General features: G+C 56.8%; 21 protein-coding genes. 5 read left to right on the top strand and 16 right to left on the bottom strand.

The genetic code is table 11. The features are described from left to right. The first annotated feature begins 321 nt into the window (after window positions 1-321). The 4 genes from ACO0LO_RS03070 to ACO0LO_RS03055 all read left to right on the top strand — a co-directional run bounded on the left by ACO0LO_RS03070 (window position 322) and on the right by ACO0LO_RS03055 (window position 3,460). A complete protein-coding gene (locus ACO0LO_RS03070; protein ID WP_422962708.1) occupies window positions 322-1,332 on the top strand; it encodes an RluA family pseudouridine synthase in 1,011 nt (336 codons plus the stop codon). A 103-nt stretch (window positions 1,333-1,435) separates the two neighbouring features. Then, complete coding sequence (locus ACO0LO_RS03065) at window positions 1,436-2,095, top strand: HAD-IIIA family hydrolase (RefSeq protein WP_422962707.1); 660 nt, start codon at window positions 1,436-1,438, stop codon at window positions 2,093-2,095. 12 nt (window positions 2,096-2,107) lie between these two features. Next, window positions 2,108-2,473, top strand: a complete 366-nt coding sequence (locus tag ACO0LO_RS03060) for a Rieske (2Fe-2S) protein (protein ID WP_422962706.1) — start codon at window positions 2,108-2,110, stop codon at window positions 2,471-2,473. Window positions 2,474-2,488: 15 nt separating this feature from the next. Then, window positions 2,489-3,460, top strand: a complete 972-nt coding sequence (locus tag ACO0LO_RS03055) for a S49 family peptidase (RefSeq protein WP_422962705.1) — start codon at window positions 2,489-2,491, stop codon at window positions 3,458-3,460. Window positions 3,461-3,848: 388 nt separating this feature from the next. Here ACO0LO_RS03055 and mnmH read toward each other — a convergent pair whose 3' ends face one another. Further along, entirely contained in the window at window positions 3,849-4,946 is a 1,098-nt protein-coding gene (mnmH, locus tag ACO0LO_RS03050; RefSeq protein WP_422962704.1) for a tRNA 2-selenouridine(34) synthase MnmH, read from the bottom strand. Between the two features lie 23 nt (window positions 4,947-4,969). Continuing rightward, window positions 4,970-5,521 carry an arylesterase gene (locus ACO0LO_RS03045; protein WP_422962703.1) on the bottom strand — a complete coding sequence of 184 codons (552 nt, stop codon included), beginning with the start codon at window positions 5,519-5,521 and terminating at the stop codon, window positions 4,970-4,972. A gap of 103 nt (window positions 5,522-5,624) precedes the next feature. On the opposite strand from ACO0LO_RS03045, the gene ACO0LO_RS03040 reads away from it, so the two are divergent. Beyond that, window positions 5,625-6,326: an ABC transporter ATP-binding protein gene (locus ACO0LO_RS03040; protein ID WP_422962702.1), complete on the top strand. Its 702-nt coding sequence runs from the start codon at window positions 5,625-5,627 to the stop codon at window positions 6,324-6,326. Between the two features lie 30 nt (window positions 6,327-6,356). Here the strand turns inward: ACO0LO_RS03040 and ACO0LO_RS03035 are convergent, their stop codons facing one another. The 14 genes from ACO0LO_RS03035 to fliF form a co-directional block, all read right to left on the bottom strand. After that, the gene (locus tag ACO0LO_RS03035; protein WP_422962701.1) at window positions 6,357-7,919 is read right to left on the bottom strand and encodes an NAD(P)H-hydrate dehydratase; all 1,563 of its coding nucleotides are present in this window, start codon (window positions 7,917-7,919) and stop codon (window positions 6,357-6,359) included. 24 nt (window positions 7,920-7,943) lie between these two features. Further along, window positions 7,944-8,747 carry a flagellar biosynthetic protein FliR gene (fliR, locus tag ACO0LO_RS03030; protein ID WP_422962700.1) on the bottom strand — a complete coding sequence of 268 codons (804 nt, stop codon included), beginning with the start codon at window positions 8,745-8,747 and terminating at the stop codon, window positions 7,944-7,946. 46 nt (window positions 8,748-8,793) lie between these two features. Continuing rightward, window positions 8,794-9,063 (bottom strand): flagellar biosynthesis protein FliQ, encoded by a 270-nt coding sequence (gene fliQ, locus ACO0LO_RS03025; protein WP_422962699.1) that lies wholly within the window; start codon window positions 9,061-9,063, stop codon window positions 8,794-8,796. A gap of 12 nt (window positions 9,064-9,075) precedes the next feature. Continuing rightward, window positions 9,076-9,804, bottom strand: coding sequence for a flagellar type III secretion system pore protein FliP (gene fliP, locus ACO0LO_RS03020; RefSeq protein ID WP_422962823.1), 729 nt, complete (start codon window positions 9,802-9,804; stop codon window positions 9,076-9,078). Between the two features lie 58 nt (window positions 9,805-9,862). After that, window positions 9,863-10,300, bottom strand: coding sequence for a flagellar biosynthetic protein FliO (gene fliO, locus ACO0LO_RS03015; protein WP_422962698.1), 438 nt, complete (start codon window positions 10,298-10,300; stop codon window positions 9,863-9,865). Then, window positions 10,297-10,713: a flagellar motor switch protein FliN gene (fliN, locus tag ACO0LO_RS03010; RefSeq protein WP_422962697.1), complete on the bottom strand. Its 417-nt coding sequence runs from the start codon at window positions 10,711-10,713 to the stop codon at window positions 10,297-10,299. The genes fliO and fliN overlap by 4 nt, the downstream gene beginning before the upstream one ends. Then, window positions 10,706-11,707, bottom strand: a complete 1,002-nt coding sequence (gene fliM / locus ACO0LO_RS03005) for a flagellar motor switch protein FliM (protein WP_422962696.1) — start codon at window positions 11,705-11,707, stop codon at window positions 10,706-10,708. Before fliM ends, fliN begins: the two co-directional genes overlap by 8 nt. 3 nt (window positions 11,708-11,710) lie before the next feature. Beyond that, a complete protein-coding gene (fliL, locus tag ACO0LO_RS03000; RefSeq protein WP_422962695.1) occupies window positions 11,711-12,217 on the bottom strand; it encodes a flagellar basal body-associated protein FliL in 507 nt (168 codons plus the stop codon). 295 nt (window positions 12,218-12,512) lie between these two features. After that, window positions 12,513-13,889, bottom strand: a complete 1,377-nt coding sequence (locus tag ACO0LO_RS02995) for a flagellar hook-length control protein FliK (RefSeq protein WP_422962694.1) — start codon at window positions 13,887-13,889, stop codon at window positions 12,513-12,515. A 20-nt stretch (window positions 13,890-13,909) separates the two neighbouring features. Next, window positions 13,910-14,350 (bottom strand): flagellar export protein FliJ, encoded by a 441-nt coding sequence (gene fliJ / locus ACO0LO_RS02990; protein WP_422962693.1) that lies wholly within the window; start codon window positions 14,348-14,350, stop codon window positions 13,910-13,912. Between the two features lie 32 nt (window positions 14,351-14,382). Further along, entirely contained in the window at window positions 14,383-15,771 is a 1,389-nt protein-coding gene (gene fliI / locus ACO0LO_RS02985; RefSeq protein WP_422962692.1) for a flagellar protein export ATPase FliI, read from the bottom strand. A gap of 7 nt (window positions 15,772-15,778) precedes the next feature. After that, window positions 15,779-16,474: a flagellar assembly protein FliH gene (gene fliH / locus ACO0LO_RS02980; RefSeq protein ID WP_422962691.1), complete on the bottom strand. Its 696-nt coding sequence runs from the start codon at window positions 16,472-16,474 to the stop codon at window positions 15,779-15,781. After that, window positions 16,467-17,462, bottom strand: a complete 996-nt coding sequence (gene fliG / locus ACO0LO_RS02975; RefSeq protein WP_422962690.1) for a flagellar motor switch protein FliG — start codon at window positions 17,460-17,462, stop codon at window positions 16,467-16,469. Before fliG ends, fliH begins: the two co-directional genes overlap by 8 nt. Beyond that, the gene (fliF, locus tag ACO0LO_RS02970; RefSeq protein ID WP_422962689.1) at window positions 17,455-19,185 is read right to left on the bottom strand and encodes a flagellar basal-body MS-ring/collar protein FliF; all 1,731 of its coding nucleotides are present in this window, start codon (window positions 19,183-19,185) and stop codon (window positions 17,455-17,457) included. Before fliF ends, fliG begins: the two co-directional genes overlap by 8 nt. Window positions 19,186-19,311 lie beyond the last annotated feature (126 nt).

Here is a 19,311-nt window from a genome sequence, read left to right as displayed (position 1 = left end):
AACGCATATTTATTATATGAGCGTTCCCAGCTAAATCGATAAACCGCTTTAAAACCATCAACCGGCAAGCATACCTTTTGTTCCCGGTATCTCTTGCCAGACTTATCCTTACAATTCAAACATTCTGATCCAGCTTCCTTTGCACAGTCCGATAACGACATTTGGCCGCTACCTTGACGCGCATCAGGACGCTGCATACACATCTTTTCCATCGAATTTGCAAATTGGCGAGGCCGACAGATACGCCCCTGTGTAGAATAGACGTTTATTCATACACCTGCTCCAGCAAATTGCTGAAGCGAAAACGATTATATATTCAAAATGAAGGACTTAGCGATAAATAATGGGAAACCGGCTCAAAAGAACGCCCCCAGCCAGCCTTCACAAGTACAAGCCCAGGTTCAGTTAGTTACCATTTCAGAAGAAGAAGCCGGCCAGCGGATTGATAATTATTTACTACGTATCTGCAAAGGTGTTCCTAAAAGCCATATTTACCGCGTATTGCGCTCCGGCGAAGTGAGGGTCAACAAGGGCCGGATAGACCAGCTGTACCGGCTGGTGGAAGGCGACATCGTGCGTATTCCGCCTATCCGCATCGCCGAAAGTGCAAACCACAACGCTCCCGCCGCCGAATTTGCCATCCTGTTCGAGGATGCCCACCTGCTTGTCATTGACAAGCCTGCCGGCACCGCTGTACATGGCGGCTCCGGCGTCAGTTTCGGCGTCATCGAGCAGTTGCGCGCGTCCAGGCCGGACGCCAAGTTCCTGGAGCTGGTGCACAGGCTGGATCGCGAAACCTCCGGTGTTTTGTTGTTGGCCAAGAAACGTTCGGCGCTGACCAACCTGCATGAGCAGATGCGTGACGGCATCACCGACAAACGCTACCTGACGCTGGTGCACGGCGAATGGAACAATGCGCGCCAGCACGTCAAGCTGCCCCTGCATAAGTATACGACAGCGGACGGTGAGCGCAGGGTCAGGGTGCAGGCAGACGGTATGGCGTCGCACACCGTATTTACTCTGCAAAAGAAATACGGCGAGTTCGCCTTGCTGGAAGCCGAGCTGAAAACCGGCCGCACCCACCAGATTCGCGTGCACCTGTCCGCCAGCGGTTTCCCGATTGCCGGAGACGACAAATATGGCGACTTCGCGCTGAACCGCGCCTTGCTGAAACCCGGTTCGCACCGGGGAGCACTGAAACGGATGTTCCTGCATGCGCACCAGATCAGTTTTACCCATCCCGACTCGGGAAAAACCATTACCCTGAACGCGGCTTTGCCGGCAGATTGCGAGAAGTTTCTAATCAGCCTGCTGCCAACGTCAAAAACTTAATTTTTTGTTAATATTGCAAAATTAAGGGTAAAATAGATTCATTAAGGATAGTGGACAGCCTGCAGCGTGGCAAAACTGCCTTGCGGGACTGTGAAAACAATATATGGCAAAAAAACAATTTGATTTTATCGTTTTCGACTGGGACGGCACGCTGATGGACAGCACGGCCACCATCGTCAAGTGTATACAGGCGTCTGCCAGGGATCTGGGCCTGCCGGTACCGGACGATAAGGCAGCATCTTACGTCATCGGCCTGGGCCTCAGCGAGGCCTTGCAGATCGCGATGCCGGACCTGGATGCCAAATACTACCCGCGTATTGTGGAGCGTTATCGCTACCATTATCTTGCGAAAGACCACGAGTTGCCGCTTTTCCCCGGCGTACGCGAAATGCTGGAAGAACTCTCGCAGGAAGGTTATTTCCTTGCGGTGGCCACCGGCAAGAGCCGCGTGGGCCTGAACCGCGCGCTGCATTCGGCTAATCTGCTGTCGATGTTTGATGCGACACGCTGCGCCGATGAAACCTTTTCCAAGCCGCATCCCGCGATGCTGCAGGAGCTGACGCGCGAACTGGGGCAAGACATGCGCCGCACGGTGATGATAGGCGACACTACCCATGACTTGCAGATGGCGGTGAATGCCGGCGCGGCCGGAGTTGCGGTCGAGTATGGCGCGCACGACGTGCCTGCGCTGCAAGGGCTGAACCCGGTTTTTTCCGCGAAGACCGTGGCCGAGCTGCATGGCTGGCTGGCTGAAAACGCCTGATCGGAATCAAGAATGACAGAAATTTCTATTTGCGCATCGGTGGAAGTGGAAGAGGGAGGACGCGGCGTGCGTTTCCCTGTCACCGCCGGCAGCGACGATGCCACCGGTTTTGTCATCCGCTACGACGGCCAGGTGCATGGCTACCTGAACCGCTGTGCGCACGTGCCGGTGGAACTAGACTGGAATCCGGGCGAATTTTTCGAGTCCAGCGGCCTGTACATCATGTGCGCCACGCACGGCGCTATCTACATGCCGGACACCGGCTATTGCTCCGGCGGCCCCTGCCGCGGCGCCCGCCTGAGGAAGATCAGCATTATCGAGAAAGACGGCCAGGTGTCATGGCAGCCCGACGAATTTGTTAAACCCGTAATGGCGTAGGCCGCAAAGGCAAGCATGAACGACAACCACACTGAACAAGCTGCTACCTCCAAGCCGGGCTGGGAACGCGAGCTGCTGGAAAAGCTGGCGACCGACGCGCTGAAAGAACAAAAGCTGCGCCGTCGCTGGGGCATCTTTTTTAAAGGAGCCTTCCTGCTGCTGGTTCTGTTCGGCCTATATGAATTCAGCATATACGGCAATTCGGATACAGAAAACCTGGGGCGCCATACCGCATTGATAGAAATCAACGGGACGATAGACTCTGACAGCAGCGGCAGTTCCCGCGTCGTCGTGCCGGCGCTGGACCGTGCGTTTGCCGATGCAGGTTCGGTCGGCGTTGTCATGCACATTAATAGTCCCGGCGGCAGCCCGGTACAGGCCGGCATTATCAGCGATGAGATGTTGCGGTTACGCAAAGCCTATCCGCAGAAGAAGCTGTATGTCGTCGTCGATGAGATGTGCGCGTCCGGCGGATACTATATCGCTGCCTCGGCAGACCAGATCTATGTCAATAAGGCCAGTATCGTCGGCTCCATCGGCGTGCTGATGGACGGCTTCGGCTTCACCGGTCTGATGGACAAAGTTGGCGTCGAGCGCCGGCTGATGACGGCTGGGGAAAACAAGGGCTTCATGGATCCGTTTTCCCCGCAGTCGGACAAGCAGAAGGCTTTTTCGCAGGCCATGCTGAACGATATCCACCAGCAGTTCATAGAGACAGTGCGCAAGGGCCGCGGCCAGCGCCTGAAAGAAACGCCGGAAACCTTTACCGGCCTGTTCTGGATCGGTTCCAAAGCGGTTGACATGGGGCTGGCCGACGGCTTTGGCACGATAGATACGGTTGCCCGCGACATCGTCAAGGCGGAAGACATTGTTGACTATACGCAAAAGGAAGGCTTGCCTGAACGGGTACTGAAGAAGTTTGGCGCCTCCATCGGCAGTGGCGCCATCTCTTCCTTATGGAAGGGTAGTGCGCCGATATTGCGCTAAAGTTCTGCGGGATCCGGTGTAAATCATTAAGCACGGATCGCATTGATGCAGGGATATTATTTATTTAATTTTTTAAATCCCTAGCGGCTGATGGATAGTTATATTTATCTTCCTGTATCGTAGGCGTTGGCCTATATTGAACCCGTAACTGGTTCAAAAGAAGGAGGTTCATATACTGGAAATTCAAGCTCGTTATGACGAATTGAGTGAGCTGGTAGCGTCTGGTGTACCGGTTATTAGTGATGTGCGAAATTAAAATTCGAGCAGGATGCTTTCCGCGACTTAAGCCCGCGGACCCGAGGTCTCTTAGATGCCTCATCATGTCGCTAACACAAGGGCAAAAAAGACGGTGGTGCAATGCCACCGTCTTTTTATGGGTAAACGCTTTTCACATGGTCGGTGCGGGTTCTGCTGCGACGTATCCGTCTTCCATTTTGCACAGCGTTTTTGCGCTCAGTAAAAAATCCTCGTTTGCGATACCTGTCTGATCTAACAGTACTGCATGAGCGGACTGGATGAAATTTTTATGGATGGAGCGCAGGTAGGCCGGATCATAGTGTTTTTCCAAAAGCTCCCTGACCAGTTCATGCACGAGACCGTTATTGGCCAGCTGTTTCCAGCCCTGGATTTTTTCCTTGCCGTGCAGCGCCTGCAGGCAGTCCAGCTGCTGATTCAGGTCTTCGGTATCCTGCACAAAGTGGGCATAGTCTTCCATCAGCAATTGCACCCTCTGCTCCGTCGGCAGGCAAAGGGCGATGCAGGGAGACTTGCGCATTGCTTCCATGATGGCATCCGGCACCCTCAGCTTGCCAACCTTTTTGCTCTCTGCTTCCACAAATACAGGCTGCATGGCATCAAAGCCGCGCAGTGTCTGCCAGATGCCGCTTTCAAATTTCTTTTGTGATGGCTGCGGCTGGCTGGGCAGGCTGCCCAGCACCGAGCCGCGATGCGCCGCCAGTTGTTCCAGGTCCAGTACCTGTGCGCCTTGTGCGGCGAGCGTCTGCAACAGCCGGCTCTTGCCGCTGCCGGTGGGGCCGCAGATCACACGCCACCGAAAGCGTGCCGCCAGTTCCGGCAGCACATCATTGACGTGCGTGCGGAAATTTTTATAACCGCCTTCGAGCTGAGCCACCGGCCAGCCTATGCGCGCGAGGATCAGCGCCATCGCGCCACTGCGATTGCCGCCGCGCCAGCAATAGATCAGCGGGGTCCAGTCCTTGGGCTTGTCCAGAAACAGCGTTTCTATGTGCTGTGCGATATTCTTGGCAATCAGCGCTGCGCCGATTTTTTTTGCCTCAAATGAATTGACCTGCTTGTAGATCGTGCCGACGCGTACGCGCTGCTCATCATCCAGCACCGGGCAATTGATGGCGCCGGGGATGTGGTCTTCGGCATATTCGGCCGGACTGCGTACATCTATGATGCTGTCGAAATTCGCAAGACGCGGCAGCAACTCTTTAAAACCAAGTATTTCAGGGTATTTCATATTTGGAGCACTTCACATAAAACTCATTTCGATTTGTTCTGCAATAAGGTCTGCAGATGGGGCCAGACATTGTCCAGTATGCGTGGATGCGCCTGCGCCAGCATGTGGATGCGGTCAGCCTGGAACAGTTCCGGCTTGTCCGCGACACCCTCCAGCAGGAAGGGCACCAGCTCGGTTTTGGTTTCCCTGGCTACCCGTGCATAGATGGAAAAAAACTTTTCGGTATAGTCGCGACCGTAGTTCGGCGGAATCTGCATGCCGACCAGCAGGACCTTTGCCTTTGCCGCCTTGGACATGGCGATCATGTCGCGAAAATTGGTTTCCGATGCGCTCAGCGCCAGGCCGCGCAATGCGTCGTTGCCGCCGAGTTCAATGATGACGATGTCCGGATGCTGCTTGCTCAGCAGTGCCGGCAGTCTGGTTTTGCCGCCGCTGGTCGTCTCGCCGCTGATGCTCGCGTTAATGACGGAGGCGGCGATATTTTTCTGCTTCAGGCGCTGCTCAAGCAAAGCGACCCAGCCGGTGCCGCGCGCAAGCCCGTATTCAGCGGACAGGCTGTCGCCTAGCACAAGCACGGTTTTTGATGCAGAATGAGCGGCCGAACCGAATAAAACGATTGTGATTGACAGTATCAGCCCGCATATGCGCCTGACCACACTTTTTTGATTAAAGACCAGCATGAACCTTCCTTTGGAATCTTCAGAATTGAAACGCATTGCAATCGGGGTACAGCATTTATCCAAACGCGTCGCCGACGCCACCGGCGAACTGACGATTCTGCACGAGATCGATTTTACCGCGCAAGCCGGTGAAACGCTTGCGATAGTTGGCGCATCGGGGTCCGGCAAATCTACCTTGCTGGGTATACTGGCCGGCCTGGATACACCGAGCCATGGCAAGGTGTTGCTGGATGGAGTAGATATTTTTGCACTGGACGAGGACGGCAGGGCCATTTTTCGGAAGGAGAAGCTGGGCTTTGTATTTCAGTCCTTCCAGCTGCTGATGCACCTGAATGCGGTGGAAAACGTGATGCTGCCGCTGGAGCTGCGCGGCGACAAACAAGCCCGCGAGAAGGCGGAAGACATGCTGGACCGTGTTGGTTTGTCCAGCCGATTGAAGCATTATCCCAAATATTTATCCGGCGGCGAGCAGCAGAGGGTGGCGCTGGCGCGCGCTTTTGTTACTGAGCCGCCGCTGCTGTTTGCCGACGAGCCTACCGGCAGCCTGGATGCCGCCACCGGCGAATCCGTTATCCAATTGATGTTTGCACTCAATCGCGAGCGCGGTTCCACGCTGGTGCTGGTAACGCATGACCTGTCGATTGCAGCACGATGCGGGCGCACGCTGACGATCACGGCGGGGCGGCTGCACCAGGATTGAGGAAGCACCATCTGGCTGCATCAATTTGCATCAATAAACATCTGCCGCGCCAGAACTATCCGCCAGCATCTCATTCAGGCAATTTCTGACGGCCTGGATCAATTCCGCTGACGTAACCCCTATCGGGCCAATTCCATGAGCAACCAGCTTGTCTGCCGCCAGGCCGTGCAGGCAGACCGCCAGGGCTGCGACCTCCGCGGCGTTGGCGTTGCGTGCCAGCAGCGATCCGCAGATGCCTGCCAGTATATCGCCGGTACCTGCAGTCGCCAGCGCCGGATTGCCGGTATGGTTGATGACGACATTGCCATTTTCGTCTGCAATCACGCTGCCTGAGCCCTTCAGCACGACGGTAGCTTTGAAACGGCTGGCCAGCGTGCGTGCCGCATGCAGGCGGTCTGCCTGGATTTCGGCGCTGGTGCTGCCCAGCAGGCGGGCAGCTTCCAGCGGGTGAGGGGTCAGGATGGTCGAATGTGCCGCATCGGCGCGCGCGACCAGCAGGTCTTGCAAGCCGCTATCTGCCGCCACAAGGTTCAGCGCATCGGCATCGACAACCAGTTTTTTCGCTTGCCTTAGCGCTTTTTCGAGTACCTGTTTCGCCTCTGGCGATTGCCCCAGTCCAGGACCAATGACGACTGCTGCGGCGGAAAAGTCCGCGTCGCCTGCGCGGCGAAACATCAATTCAGGGTTCTGGCTATCATAAGCCGGAGGTTCCGCGACAAATCCGATAAAGGTGCGGCCGGCACCGCAATGCGCCGCGGCGCGTGCCGACAGCAGTACCGCACCGGCCATTCCTTCGGCGCCGCCGACGATCAGCACGTCGCCGAAACTACCCTTGTTGGAGTTGTGCAGGCGTGGCGCTAGCATCGCCGCAAACATCATTTGGTGGCTGAGTTGCGCCTTCGGCGCTTGCCGGAACTGCTTGTCTATCGCCAGGTCGGCGACCTCCACCAGGCCGGCATAGTCGCGCCCCGAACCCGTATGCAGCCCGGGTTTGTTACCGATGAAGGTCAGTGTATGGGTCGCCGAGACCGCGATGCCTTGCTGGCCGACGATCTGGCCGGTATCTGCGTTCAGGCCACTGGGCACGTCCAGTGACAGTACCGGGAAGCGGTATAGCGCGGACAATCTGTTCAATTGCTGCACCACGTCGTGCAAGGCGCCGCTGATTGGACGCGACAGGCCTATGCCAAACAGCCCGTCAATCGCCAGCGCCCATTGCTCCGGCCTGGCCTGTCCGAGATAGTCGGCGCCGAAGAACTGTACATTGCTGGACAGTGCGCGCTGGTGGCATTTTTGCGCATCGGCTGAAAAATTTCCTATATCTGCGCAGAGCATGACAGACACTGCGTAGCCGTCATCGGCCAGCAAGTGTGCCGTTTCCAGCGCATCTCCGCCATTGTCGCCGGGACCTGCCAGCACCAGTACGCTGGCCGGCAGCCTGTGCAGCAGGCTGCGTGCAAATACTGCCGCGGCAGCGCCGGCGCGGCGCATCAGTGTTTCAGGCGGCAGGCTCGCCGCTGCTGCTTTTTCCATCGCGCGAATCTGCTGGACGGAGTACAGCGCATTTTTCGACAGGAAGGATGTAGGTGCCATGAAACACTCCAGTAGAGGTCGGCGCTAACGCGGAGGAATGACTGCGTGAGGCGGCTGCAGCGAAAGCGACTGCATCGCCTCTATGCCTTGCCTGAACATGGTTTCTATCGGCAGCATCAGGTAGGGCAGCACCAGCCCCACCATCAGGAAACCCACGCCTATCGTGATAGGGAAACCGATGCCGAACAGGTTAAGCTGGGGAGCGGCACGGGTCAATATACCCAGTGCAATATTGGTGATCAGCAGTGCGGCAACGATGGGCAGCGACAGTTGCATGCCGTAGATGAAAATCTGTTCGCCCCAGATCGCCAGCCGCTGGAAGCTGAAGCCCATCGTCAGCGATGTGGAAATAGGGATGCTGGTAAAGCTTTCCACCAGTGCCGACAGCATGGATAGGTGCACGTTCATCGTGACGAACAGCAGCGTCGCCACGAGCACCAGGAACTGGCTGATCGCATTGGTACGGCCCTGGGTTTGTGGATCAAAGAAGCTGGCAAAGCCCAGGCCCATCGTGAGGCCTATTACTTCCCCCGCCATCTCCAGGCCGCCAAAGACGACGCGTATGACAAAACCCATGGCCACGCCGATTACAAGCTGCTGCCCCAGTATCATCATGCCGGTCAGCGACAAGGGATCTCCGGCAGCCAGCGGAGGCATGCTGGGCGCCACAATCAGCGCCAGCATGACGCCCAAGATCAGCTTGACCTCGACCGGCACCGTCGTATTGCCGAACGGCGGGGCGATTGCGATGAGCCCCAGTATCCTGGTCAGGGGCCAGATAAAGGACGATACCAGCCCGATCAGTTCATTGCTGGTGATGTTGATCATGATGAGCCCGGATGCATGGAGGCGCTATTGATCCGCCGCGTCCAGGCTAGCTGGCCAGCGTTGGGATACCGGCAAACACCTGCCGCATATAGTCGAGCAGGACGGTCAGCATCCATGGGCCGGCAATGATCAGTGTGATGAAAATACCCACCAGCTTGGGAATAAAGGACAGAGTGGTTTCATTGATCTGCGTTGCTGCCTGGAAGATGCTGACGATCAGGCCGATGCCCAGCGCCACCAGCAGTAAAGGAGCAGACACCATCAGGGTTACTTCCATGGCCTGGCGGCCAAGCGTCATTACGCTGTCGGGGGTCATTTTTTGATCTTTCTAATAAAAACTTTGTGCCAGTGAACCGATCAGCAGTTGCCAGCCGTCTACCAGCACAAACAGCATCAGCTTAAAGGGCAGCGAGACGGTAGCCGGCGACACCATCATCATCCCCATCGACATCAGCACACTGGCGACCACCATGTCGATGATCAGGAAGGGAATGAAAATGGCGAAGCTGATCTGGAATGCCGTCTTCAGCTCGCTGGTGATGAAAGCGGGAATCAGGATACGCAGCGGTATGGCTTCCGGCCCCTGCAGCTGCGGCGTATTGGACAGTTTCACGTACAGCGCCAGGTCGGTCTGCCGGGTCTGCTTGATCATGAACTGTTTCAACGGCTCAACACCTTTTTCCATGGCCTCCTGCATCGTTATCTTGTTGTCTGAAAACGGTTGATAGGCATCGGCATAAATCTTGTCGAATACCGGTCCCATGACAAACAGGGTCAGGAACAAGGCCAGTCCCACCAGCACCTGGTTGGGCGGCGCAGACTGCGTGCCCAGTGCCTGCCTCAGCAAGGACAATACGATGATGATGCGCGTGAAGCTGGTCATCATCATCAGCACTGCCGGGATAAAGGACAGGGACGTCAGGAACAGCAGCGTCTGTATCGTCAGCGAATAATTCTGTCCGCCGCCGGCTGCCGGCGTGCTGGTGATGGCAGACAAGCCGCCAGTCGCCTGTGCGAAAGCATGGCCGGGGAAGGCGAGTGCGGCCAGGACGATCATGCAAGCGAGGGACGGCAGCATGCCTTTAGCAAAAATGCGCGATGTTTTCATACTTGGTTTACTGCTGTGGCCCGTTGCGTTTATCCATCGTGCGCCGCAGCCAGGTGGAGAACTGGTTCACCGGCTGGGTATCATCCTGCTGGTCAGCCAGGCTCGCTTGCCGCGGCATGGTAGACAGGGTATTGATCTGGGTCGCAGTGACGCCGACAACAATCCACTGGTCCGCAACTTCCACGACCATGATGCGTTCGCGGTTGCCGACGCTGACGCCGCCGACCACCTTGACCGGCACCTTGTTGCCGGATACTGCGGGTCCGATTTTTTTGAATGACCAGGCAGCCACTGCCATCAATGCCAGTACGGCTATCAGGCCCAGGAAAATCTGCAACAGGCCGGTGGTCGGAGAGACCGCCGCCTGCGAGGCCGCCGCCTGTTCTGCTGCAAATGCCGTGCCGGTAGAAAAAATAAATAATGCAGGAAATAAAAGTCGCGTCATTTGTTCAGTTTGCGTATGCGTTCAGCCGGCGTGACGATATCTGTCAGGCGGATACCGAATTTATCGTTGACCACGACGACTTCGCCTTGGGCGATCAGGCAGCCGTTGACGAGAACGTCCATCGGTTCGCCTGCCAGCCCGTCCAGTTCAACAACGGAACCCTGCGCCAGTTGCAGCAGGTTCTTGATGGCGATCTTGGTCCGGCCGAGTTCCACCGTCAGCTGGACAGGGATGTCCAGGATGAAGTCAATATCGTTGTGCGTCTCGGTCGTGCTGCTCTTGCCGCTGAATTCCTTGAAGATGGTCGCAGCGGCAGGAGGCGGTGCTGCGATGGCAGCTTCCGCCTTGGCCTGTTCCGCGATGGCAGCACCCCAATCATCTTCGCTGATAGGTGCGTCGCTATTGTCATCCATGATTTTCTCCTTGTGCTATGTCCTGTACGCTGGAACTGATCAGTTTTTCCACGCGCAGTGCATATTGTCCGTTGAATACGCCGTATTTGCATTCCATCACCGGCGTGCCGTCCACCTTGGCAGAAACGATTTCCGGTATCGACATGGGGATGATATCGCCTTCCTTCATGTTCAGGATATCTCCCAGCGTCACCCTGGTCGTACCAAGGTCGGCGACGATTTCCACTTCGGCGATCTGTATCTGTTGCGTCATCAGGCGCACCCAGCGCTTGTCCACTTCCAGGGTTTCTCCCTGCAGGCTGGATGTCAGCAGATCCCTGATCGGTTCTATCATCGCATACGGCATGCAGATGTGCATTTCGCCGCTGACCGGGCCCAGTTCTATCGTGAACGTTGTCGATACCACGACCTCGTTCGGCGTTGCAATATTGGCGAACTGCGTGTTCATCTCGGAGCGTATGTATTCAAACTCGACCGGGTACACAGGTTCCCAGGATTTAGAGTACGTCTCAAAGATGATTTCCAGTATGCGCTGGATGATCCTCTGTTCCGTTTGCGTGAAATCACGGCCTTCGACGCGGGTATGGAAGCGGCCGTCGCCGCCGAACAGGTTATCCACCAGCAAAAACACCAGGCCCGGATCCATGACGATCAGCGCGGTGCCGCGCAGGGGCTTCATGTGCGCCAGATTCAGGTTGGTGGGGACTACCAGGTTGCGAATGAATTCGCTGTATTTGGACACGCGTACAGTGCCTACCGATACTTCAGCGCTGCGACGCAGGAAATTGAACAGGCCTATGCGCAGCAGCCTGGCAAAGCGTTCGTTGATGATCTCCAGCGTCGGCATGCGGCCACGGACGATACGCTCTTGCGTTGCAAGATTGTAGGGGCGGACGCCGGAAGTGTCTTCCGGTCCCGCCGAGTCGTCCTGGTCTCCCGTGACACCCTTTAAAAGGGCATCGACTTCTTCCTGGGAGAGAAAATTATCAGCCATGGTTTACTGTACTACAAACGAGGTAAAGAAGACGCCGGTGATCTTTTGCGGCTCGCCCTTGGGAATGAAGGGCAGGGAAGTCTGGTCCACGATCTCGTCGATCAGTTTCGCCTTGCCTTCGCTGGTCAGTATGTCCGTCGAATCCTTGCTGGACAGCAGCATCAGCAAACGGCTGCGGACCTGCGGCATATTCAATTTGATCAGGTTCGACGTTTCTTCATCCGGCACCTGCAGCGTCATTGTGACCTGCAGGTATTTGTCCCCGCCTTCGGACTGCAGGTTGACGGTAAATGGCTCCATCGGCAGGAATACCGGCGCTTTGGCGGGTTCTGCCTTGTGTTCTTTTTCTTTATGTTCGCCGCCGCCTTTTTTAGACAGGAACATGGCGGCGCCGCCACCCGCGCCAGCCAGCAGCACAACCACGGCGGCAATGATGATGATCAGCTTCTTTTTTGAACCGCCGGCAGGTGCATCTCCGGCCGCTGCTGCTTTTGCTGGTGCTTTTGACATAATCTTCCTTATTGCTTGGCACGGAAATACCTTGCTTCATATTACCGTTGATTGCCTTATATTATCTTTACAATCGCGCGCAACATCTGTGAAAAAGAAAGGTAAATGCAGTGTTTTTCCCCTGTTGCAGACGTCAGGCACAATCGGCGGGTCCGGAATCGCAAGGATTCCGGCAAATGCTGATGCGGTGAGCGTATTTTACATGCTACTCAGCCTGGCGAGCCAGGCTGGGCGCTGCTTATGCGCAATCAGGGCAGGGAATAGCAACAGCGGCCACAAAGGGCGGCCGCAGCCATCAGGCAAAAGTGTCCACCATCCCCAGTTTGCCGGTACGGACGGTTGTGCTTGCGGTTGTGCCGGAAACCGACGAGATCGGGCCTGTATCAGGTCCCGATAGGCCGTGGCTGGAGCGGCGAGAATTGGAAGGGGTATTGCCGGAGAACTGGCCACCCTGGTTGGAGGATTGCGTACTGACCGAGAAGCCGGACAATTGCACGCCAGCATCGCTCATCATTTGCCTCAGCTTGGGCATGGCGGATTCAAGCGCGTCCCTGACTTCCGGCTGCGCCGTGACAAAGGTGGCAGTGGCCTTGTCGTTATTGACGCTCAGTACTACCTGCATGGGCCCGAGGTCGGGCGGATTCAGCGTCAATTCGGCTGTCTGCTTGCCTCCGGCCACCATCCATACGACTTTTTGGCCCACGGCCTGGTCCCAGCCGGGACTGCCTACACGCGGCGACAGGTGTTCGGCATCGGCGGCCGAGTTGGCCTGGGTGGCGGTAGCCGCCAGTTGCTGCGCAAAGTTTTGCTGTACCGGGGCCACGGCAGCGGCGCCATCCTGCATCAGTGCCTTGGAGGCTGCCAGGTCTTGTGCGGCCTGCAATTTCTGGTCTGCGCCTGCTACTGCTTCTGCCGGGGCGCGCAGTTGCGCATCCTTGGCGGCGTTCGCACTGGCATCTTTTGCTGCGGCGACATCCACCGGTTTCGTGGTGTCGGCCTTGTCTTTCACATCGCCCTTGTCGGTGGGCAATGCGTTGGCCAGTTTCTTGCCGGCCAGGTCTGCATCGGTCTTGAAGTCGGGCGTTTTTGCCTTCAGTGTCTTGGCATCGGCGGCGTCTGCAGTTACGTCCGGGCCTATCTTGGCATCCAGCTGTTTGGACTTGTCCAGCATGGCGCTGTTGATTGCGCCGGCGACTGCAGATAGATCCACTTTCTTGTCATCGCCTTTACCCGCTGCGGCGGCATTGCCGGCCGTCAGTTTTCCTAGGTTTTCCACCAGTGCAATGATCTGGCCTGCTGGCGTCTGGTCGCCGGAGCCGGCGGCCTGAGTGCTGTCGGCATCGTCGTCCTTGTCCTTGGCATCCTTGGGCTTGTCGGTTTTGCTGCCGGTCGCTTGCGCCGGCTTGTCCGGCGCCTTGCTGTCTACCTGGTTGTTTGCGCTGTTGTCGTTATTGTTGTTAACATTATTGTTGTTATTGGCGCTGTTGTTAGCGCTGCTATTGTTGTTGACATTGTTCTGGTTGGAAGCGGGGGCCGGATTGTTTTTCGGGCTTGACACTTCATTGGACAGGAACTGGTTGAACGATGGTCCCGTCACGTCGCTGGAGGATGATTTAGAGGTGGCGGCGGCAGGCAGCAGGTCTGCTTGGGGGAGTAGAGGGTTAGCGCGCATGGTGTCACCAATTCATTTCTTCAGCGTTTATAAAAAAAAGACCGCGATGCATGTTCGTCCATCGCTTTTTGATCCCGTTTTGTTTCTTTGTTCTGTAAAGAGACTTCAGCCCTGGTTTGCAGCGTGCCGTAAGACAGCCTTTTTCTTTCATGGTCCTGCCACAGCTTGCGGGCCATCTGTATCCGGTTTTCTGCATCCTTGACGACCTGTTTCTGGCCATCAATGGCGCTATCCAGCTTTCTGATAAAAGACTGGAAATTATGATATTGCGTGATGCTCAGGCCTTTGGCAGCGCCGGCCTGGAAGCGTGCATCATAGTCATCCCGGTACTGCACCAGCAAAGCCAGTTTTTTTTGTGTTTCCTCATGCGCCCGGATGGCGTTGCCAAGTCGTTTGGCGGCGTCATCAGTATTCTTTTCTTCTATCTCAATCAGGGTATTGAGAGGGGATTTTTGCGTCATGATGGGTCAATTATAGTAAGTGGTGCCGATTTTCATCCGTTGAATAGAGCGGCAAGTCCCGCCAAGCTCTCCGGAATGGCCGATTTTTCCAATATGTCTTGTTGCAGGAAAGAAACGATGTTCGGGTGTAGGCGTATCGCTTCGTCGAGCAGGGGATCCGACCCCGGCGAATAGGCGCCGACGCTGATCAGGTCACGGCTGCGTTCATAGCGAGAATATAACTGCTTCAGGCGCCGCGACAACTGCTGGTGCTCGGGCGTCGTAATGCTGTGCATTGCGCGGCTGATGGATTGCTCTATGTCGATGGCAGGATAATGCCCGCTCTCGGCCAGATTGCGGTTCAGCACGATATGGCCGTCCAGGATCGCCCTGGCAGAATCGGCAATAGGATCCTGCTGATCATCACCTTCGGTCAGCACGGTATAAAACGCGGTGATCGAACCGCCGCCTTCTTTGCCGTTGCCGGCGCGCTCTACCAGAATAGGTAATTTAGCAAACACGGAAGGCGGATAACCTTTGGTGGCGGGAGGTTCGCCGATGGCGAGTGCAATTTCCCTTTGCGCCATCGCATAGCGGGTCAGCGAATCCATGATCAACAGCACGTTCTTGCCCTGGTCGCGGAAGTATTCCGCAATCGTCGTGGCGTAGGCGGCCCCCTGCAAACGCATCAGCGGCGGCGCATCGGCCGGGGCGGCTACCACCACCGACCGCGCCAGGCCTTCCTTGCCGAGAATCTGCTCGATAAACTCTTTCACCTCGCGGCCGCGTTCGCCAATCAGGCCCACCACGATCACGTCCGCCGTGGTATACCGCGCCATCATGCCCAGCAGCACGCTCTTGCCGACGCCGGAACCCGCAAACAGCCCCAGCCGCTGGCCGCGGCCAACGGTCAGCATGCTGTTGATGGCGCGCACGCCCACATCCAGCGTGTCAACGATAGGCGCGCGTTCCAGTGGATTGTAGACGCGGGCGCCCAGAGGCGCCGATTCAGTCGCGGTGATCGGCCCCAGCGTATCAAGGGGCCGGCCGTTACCGTCCAGCACGCGGCCCAGCAGCTCGTAGCCGACCGGTAGATGGCGGGTGCGGTCGCTCGGCCTGCGTTTTGGATGCTTGGGGTTTTCCAGTTGCACTACTTCGGCCGGGAACACCGGGGTGCCGGGGGTGACGCCCTCCAGGTCGCTATGCGGCATCAGGAACAGGCGGTCGCCGTCAAAGCCAACGACTTCCGCATCGATCTTCAGGCCGCTTTGCAAATGGACCGAGCAGGCGCTGCCGACTGGCAGCTTGAGTCCTACAGCCTCCATCACCAGCCCGGTCACCTTGGTGACACGGCCCGCCACCTGCAGCGACTGCACATGCGGCACCTGCTCTATGCCGAGCTTCAGCAATGATTTCCACGGGTGGATTGGGTCGGCCAGCATGGGCAGCTCAGGCTTTCGGGGCGAGGTGTTTTTTCATCGCGTCGCTCAGCCGGTGCCAGCGGGTAGAGAAGCTGGCGTCGACCAGGTTCTGCGCTGTTTCCAGCTTGCAGCCGCCGCGTTCCATGTGGCTGTCCGTCACGATGCGCCAGCCGTCCTTGTCCAGTTCATCGGCCATGCGGTTTCGGATAATGTCGGCGTCGTCGGGATGGAGGATAAGCTGGGCGGGGCGCTGCACCGAAGGCAGGCTTTCCACCGCTTCGCGCACGACAGGCAGGATCAGTTCTGGATCAAGTTCCAGGCTGGTTCGCAGCATGGCCTCGGACAGGTCCAGGGCCAATTTGAATACGTCCTGCGCCACCAGTGCATTGACGGAAGCGACCTGTTCCGCGAACTGGTGTGCAATGCCGCGCACGGTTTCAAGTTCCGCATTGATCAATTCCGTGCCGGAAGCGAGGCCTTCCCGGTGTCCGTCTTCCTGGCCCTGTTGCAGGCCCTGTGTATACGCTTCCTTGTAGCCCGCGGCATAGCCTTCCTTGCGCGCCTGCTCGCGAGCCTTGTGAATTTCTTCATGCTGTGTCTTGGCGGCCGTGGCGACCGCCAGCGTCCTTTCCGCTACCTGGGAAGGGCGCTCGTCTCCAAAAGACGCCATCTCCCAGCGTTGAAACGCCGACATCTGGCCTTTTGGAATGGTGCTATCAGACATAGGCATCTTCGCCTTTTGCTCCCAGCATGATCTGTCCTTCGTCGGCCAGCCTGCGCACGATCAGCAGAATCTGCTTTTGCTGCGCTTCCACTTCGGACAGTCGCACCGGCCCCTTGGATTCCAGGTCTTCGCGCATCATTTCTGCGGCACGCTGCGACATGTTCTTGAATATCTTGTCGCGCATGTCCTGGTTGGCGCCTTTCAGTGCAACAATCAGCGAATCGGACTGCACTTCGCGAAGCAGCAACTGTATGCCGCGGTCGTCGATTTCCAGAATATTGTCGAAGACGAACATTTCGTCCATGATTTTTTCTGCCATATCGCCATCGTACTTGCGCAGGTTTTCCATCACGGAAGCTTCGTTTTCGCCGCTCATGAAGTTCAGGATTTCCGCTGCCGCGCGCACGCCGCCTATGGTTTTCTTTTTCAGGCTTTCATTGCCGGTCAGCAGCTTGGTCAATACGTCATTCAGTTCACGCAGCGCGGTCGGCTGTATGCCGTCCAGCGTGGCAATACGCAATATCACGTCGTTGCGCAGGCGCTCGGTAAACTGGTTCAGGATTTCACACGCCTGATCCCGTTCCAGATGGACCAGGATGGTGGCGATAATCTGCGGGTGTTCATTCTTGATCAGCTCCGCCACGGAAGGGGAGTCCATCCATTTCAGGCTTTCTATGCCGCTGGCGTCCTTGCCGCCCAGAATGCGGTTCAGCAGCGATGCCGCCTTGTCGTCGCCCAGGGCCTTGGTCAATACGTTGCGGATGTATTCGTCGGAGTCCAGGCCTACCGACGAACTGAGGTTGGCTTCGGCCTTGAACTCTTCCAGCACCTTGGCGATGTTTTCGTGCGGGATGGCGCCGATCACGGCCATGGCTGCACCGATCTTCTGCACTTCGCGCGGGCCCAGGTATTTCATTACCTCCGCTGCGCCGTCCTCGCCGAGCGCAAGCATCAGGGTCGCTGCTTTTTGTACGCCATCGTCACTCATTGCTCACCCATTTCTTGATCACATTGGCCACGATCTTAGGATCATTCTTGGCCAGGTCTATCGCCATCTGCAGGTCGGTCTCATACGGCGACATATGTTTGACCAGGTTGCCGTCGGCGTCCCTGGTCAGGTTGACGACTGCGCCTTCTTCGTCTTCCTCGCCCATGATGCCGGAAGCGGCCCGTTCTGCCTGTTCCTCTTCCAGTCTGGCTTTTTCCGCGGCCGCCGCTTCTGCTTCGGCGGCCTTCCTGTCACGTTCTTCCCTGCCGGACAGTTTATACAATAATGGCTTCAGGTAAGCAAAGAATAAATACCCCAGGACAATAGCCACCAGCAGATACTTGCCCACTTCCTTCATCAGGTCCCAGAACCACACCTGTTTCCAGAATGGTAATTCCACTATAGAATCTTTTTCCGCGCTGGCAAATGGACTGTTGACAACATTTACCGTATCGCCGCGATCTTTATTGAATCCCATTGCCTCTTTAACAAGATCGGTGATTTCAGTTTTTTCTTGCTCGGTTAAAGGTATGTTGGTGACCTTGCCGTTTTTATCGACGTCGCGCTTGTAGTTGATGACCACGCCCACTGTCAGGCGCTTGATGCCGCCCATAGGCTGTTGCGTATAGCGTATGGTCTTGTCTACCTCATAATTCACCGTAGAATCTTTTTGCACCAATGCCGTATTGGAGGCGGCGGTTGCGCTGGCTGCTCCGCTGGCCGTGATCGGTGCGATGGCGGGCACCGGCGGCTGGTTGGACAAGGAACCGGGGATGCCGGACGGATTCTGGTTCTTGTTGAAGCTTTCGCTCGACTGCTGGCTGCGGATTGCCTGCGGTTCGGGCGGAGAATTGGGGCGGTAGCTTTCCGCTGCCTGCTCGCTGCGCGAAAAATCGACATCGGCAGTTGCCTCCGCGTGCACATTGTTCGGGCCGACGATGGGCGCGACGATGGATTCCACGCGCTTGATGATGTTCTGCTGTATATCCTGCACATATTTCAGCTGGGACGGGTCCAGGATGTTGGGGCCGTTCTGCTTGGCTGGATCGGACAGCAGGTTGCCATTCTGGTCGACGATGGTGACGTTCTTCGGCGTCAGTTCCGGCACGCTGCTGGCCACCAGGTGCACGATGGCGGAAACCTGCTGCTGGTCCATGATCCTGCCGGGGAACATGTTCAGCAATACGGAAGCAGTCGGCTTTTGCTGGTCGCGGATGAATACCGAAGATTTTGGAATCGCGAGATGCACGCGGGCAGACTGCACGGAGGACACGGATTCTATCGACCGCGCCAGTTCGCCTTCCAGTGCGCGCTGGAAATTGACCTGCTCAAGAAACTGGGAAATACCCAGTTTCTGGTTTTCCATCAACTCAAAGCCGACATTGCCGCCCTTGGGCAAGCCTATTGCCGCCAGTTTCAGCCTGGCGTCATGCACCTGGTTGGCCGGCACCAGAATTGCCGTGCCGCTTTCCGAATACTTGTATGGCACATTCATCGTTTGCAATTGCGCAACAATGGCGCCGCCATCACGGTCATTGAAGTTGGAAAACAGCACTTTGTAATCCGGTTGCTGTCCCCATAGCCATACTCCCACCATGGCGGCCACGACGAGGGCAGCGCCCAGCGACATCAGCGCTGTCCTGACGGCGGGCGTTTGCGGAATGCCCAGTATCCTCGGCGGCGCGGCCGGATCTTCCAGTACGGTTTCTTCAGCGATTGCCATGATTTGCCTCGTGCTTCATAGGGAGAGTGTGCTGCATTTGTGTGTCCAGTCCGGGGTTTTTTCCTTGATACGAATTGTGAAGTTTATTTGGAAAAATCAATTGCGAGAGCAAACTCGTTTTTGCCC

This window comes from Undibacterium sp. TJN25 (assembly GCF_049339885.1).
In the GTDB taxonomy this organism is placed as follows: Bacteria; Pseudomonadota; Gammaproteobacteria; order Burkholderiales; family Burkholderiaceae_D; genus Undibacterium.
The sequence above is the reverse complement of the archived record's forward strand: the minus strand, read 5'-3'. Positions and strand labels throughout refer to the sequence as shown.